The sequence below is a fragment of the Spirillospora sp. NPDC000708 genome, assembly GCF_040299565.1.
GTDB lineage: Bacteria > Actinomycetota > Actinomycetes > Streptosporangiales > Streptosporangiaceae > Spirillospora.
Genome location: NZ_JBEPCJ010000210.1, coordinates 1 through 2,910, shown reverse-complemented (window position 1 = coordinate 2,910; position 2,910 = coordinate 1). Strand labels below are relative to the sequence as shown.

General features: G+C 35.8%; 4 protein-coding genes. 2 read left to right on the top strand and 2 right to left on the bottom strand.

The window, feature by feature from the left end; translation table 11 throughout:
• Positions 1-257 (bottom strand): helix-turn-helix domain-containing protein (locus ABT299_RS52445; RefSeq protein ID WP_500255444.1); only part of this gene is annotated, 257 nt, incomplete at its 3' end.
• A gap of 232 nt (positions 258-489) precedes the next feature.
• On the opposite strand from ABT299_RS52445, the gene ABT299_RS52440 reads away from it, so the two are divergent.
• Both ABT299_RS52440 and ABT299_RS52435 read left to right on the top strand, forming a co-directional pair.
• Complete coding sequence (locus ABT299_RS52440; RefSeq protein WP_500255443.1) at positions 490-1,380, top strand: IS982-like element IS982B family transposase; 891 nt, start codon at positions 490-492, stop codon at positions 1,378-1,380.
• Positions 1,381-1,604: 224 nt separating this feature from the next.
• The gene (locus ABT299_RS52435; protein ID WP_500255442.1) at positions 1,605-2,285 is read left to right on the top strand and encodes an IS6-like element ISS1N family transposase; all 681 of its coding nucleotides are present in this window, start codon (positions 1,605-1,607) and stop codon (positions 2,283-2,285) included.
• Positions 2,286-2,383: 98 nt separating this feature from the next.
• Here the strand turns inward: ABT299_RS52435 and ABT299_RS52430 are convergent, their stop codons facing one another.
• Positions 2,384-2,821 carry a universal stress protein gene (locus ABT299_RS52430; RefSeq protein ID WP_047687110.1) on the bottom strand — a complete coding sequence of 146 codons (438 nt, stop codon included), beginning with the start codon at positions 2,819-2,821 and terminating at the stop codon, positions 2,384-2,386.
• Between the last annotated feature and the right edge of the window lie 89 nt (positions 2,822-2,910).

Below are 2,910 nucleotides of genomic sequence, written 5' to 3'. Positions count from 1 at the left end.
CTATATTTCAGTTGAATAAGCTGTTCTTTAGACATATCCATGATTTCTACCTCTTTTGCTTCTTCCTCAATGCTTTCAAATAGTTCACTTACTGGAACTAAAAGAGCATTAGATATTGAGGCTAAAGTATCTAAACTAACATCCGTTCCATTTTCTATTCTCTGAACCGTTCTAACAGTTATATTTGCTTTTTCAGCCAGTACTTCTTGCGTCCAACCTCTTTTTTTTCTTAACTCAGCAACTCTATATTTATTCATGAATATATAATAAACTATTTTTTTAAACATGTACACGACAGATAGACGACAAAAGAACGACAATCTACCGACACAAAGGTAAAACAACAGTTTTGGAGGAAATAATAAAAGCAGTAATCATATTAAAAAATGCTTTTATTATACCCGAATTGCTAGTTAATTTCATTGGAAAATAAATAAGTCGTGCTATCCTAATCTTAAACCACTAAGCATTAGAAAGCGCACGACTTATATGACTTATAATAGCACACTTCCAAAAGTTTTTGTTTATTTACTGACAACCATTGAGACGCTTTATCAAACGAGTGTTTCCCTTGAGGTTCAAAACCGAAAGAACGTCCATCTCGCAACATCAGATTGCTTAGTTATCGCTTGTTACCTATGGGGCGTACTGCATTTTAGTGAAACACTTAAAGCTAAGCACCAATTGGCTCAAAGTTTATTTCCTAATTTCCTAGAATATTCTCGCTTTGTCCGCCGTTGTAATGCCCTCTTACCGAGTATCCAAGTCATTCGCCAAGCACTCGTCTTTAAAGAGGTTGAAGGAATGAGTGTATCCATTATTGATAGCTTCCCCCTTCCTTTGTGTCAGCCTATTCGTAATTTCAGAAGCAAAGTTCTTGGAGATGATGCAAATGTTGGCTACAATGCTACAAAGGGACAGTACTTCTATGGATGTAAATGTCATGCTTTAGTCAGTGAATCAGGCTATGTCATCGACTACACAATTACTCCTGCTTCAATGGCTGATCGTTCAATGACCGAGGAAGTGTTGAGTCAATTTGGGACACCAACAGTCCTTGGAGATATGGGATATCTAGGTCAGTCACTGCATGATAGGCTGGAATTAAAAGGAATTGATCTAATGACACCTGTCAGGAAGAATATGAAGCAAAAGAAAATCCTTTTCCCTAATTTTTCAAAACGTAGAAAAGTGATTGAGCGAGTTTTCTCTTTTTTGACAAATCTAGGAGCTGAGCGTTGTAAAAGTCGTTCGCCTCAAGGTTTTCAATTGAGATTAGAGATGATACTTTTAGCGTATTCTTTACTGTTAAAATCAGCTAAATCACTGGAACCAGAGACTTTAAGATATTCTATCGGGTATCAAGTCATGTCTAAATAATCAACTAGCAATTCGGGTCGTAATTAACATAATTGTATATGAACCCTTTGCATTTTCATTTAACGGCTTAATGGTTTTTCGCCTTAATAATAATAACCTTTGTTAAAAATTTGATTTTTTCTTTTAAGGGCCTAGAATTTATTATTTCTTTGGTTCTGTTGCAAAGTTTTCCAAAAAATCTATTTTAGTGTAAAATTGAGAAAAAAGACAGAGAGGACAGAGTAATGAATCATTTTAAAGGCAAACAATTCAAAAAAGACGTCATTATTGTCGCTGTTGGTTACTACCTGCGTTACAATCTAAGCTATCGTGAAGTTCAGGAATTGTTATATGATCGTGGAATAAATGTTTGTCATACTACGATTTATCGTTGGGTGCAAGAGTACAGCAAAGTCCTCTATTATCTTTGGAAGAAGCAAAATAGACAATCCTTCTATTCATGGAAAATGGACGAAACCTATATCAAAATTAAGGGACGTTGGCATTATCTTTATCGTGCAATTGATGCGGACGGCTTAACCTTAGATATCTGGTTACGAAAGAAACGGGATACGCAAGCAGCCTATGCTTTCTTAAAACGACTCCATAAACAGTTTGGTGAGCCGAAAGCAATTGTGACCGATAAAGCACCTTCTCTTGGCTCCGCCTTTAGAAAGTTACAGAGTGTGGGTTTATATACTAAGACAGAGCACCGAACTGTGAAGTATCTTAACAATTTAATAGAACAAGACCATCGACCTATTAAACGACGGAATAAATTTTATCAAAGTCTCCGTACAGCCTCTTCCACGATTAAGGGCATGGAGACCCTTCGAGGAATATATAAAAAGAACCGAAGAAATGGAACGCTCTTCGGCTTTTCGGTGTCTACTGAAATCAAGGTATTAATGGGAATAACAGCCTAAGATATTTGGAGTTCAGAGCGGACGCGTTTGATTTTCAAACTTCGCAACAGAACCAATTTGTCCAAGATATTGACCCAAATACATATTATCTGCAATATTTACTTAATAACTGTAATTGAGATTGGAGAATTTTTAACCATATAAGTAGCATGCGAACCAAAATATCCTTTAATTCCATGCATTGATCGCGATCCAATGATTAAGATATCTGCAGATGTTGCTGGCAAAATCGTCTTAGTAATTTCCTCGGCCGGATCACCTTCTCCACTGTACAGCTGAATGTTTTTTACACCGCTATTTTCTGCATATTGTTTGTACTTTTCCAAATTAAGTGACAATTGACTTTGTTTCTGCCTCAAGTACTCAGGGTCTAACGCTTCATAAACATTCAGCTCTTCAATTTCTAAAATTGAGGCAATCAGTAATGCGGCTCCAGTTTTACTCGCTTGCTTTACAGCATATTGAAAGGCTTTTTGAGCTCCTTCTGATTCATCTACCCCAACTAAAATATTTTTAAATTCATCAAAACCTTCCATAGTGCTTCTTACCTTTCATTAATTAATTGATTATATTTTTAATTTCCTATATACAGATAAATAATTGTCCACGCTAACAGTATTAATAA

Excerpts from the sequence above, each read along its gene's own strand:
- ABT299_RS52440 (WP_500255443.1), top strand. The coding sequence starts at position 490 with ATGACTTATAATAGCACACTTCCAAAAGTTTTTGTTTATTTACTGACA.
- ABT299_RS52435 (WP_500255442.1), top strand. The coding sequence starts at position 1,605 with ATGAATCATTTTAAAGGCAAACAATTCAAAAAAGACGTCATTATTGTC.
- ABT299_RS52430 (WP_047687110.1), bottom strand. The coding sequence starts at position 2,821 with ATGGAAGGTTTTGATGAATTTAAAAATATTTTAGTTGGGGTAGATGAA.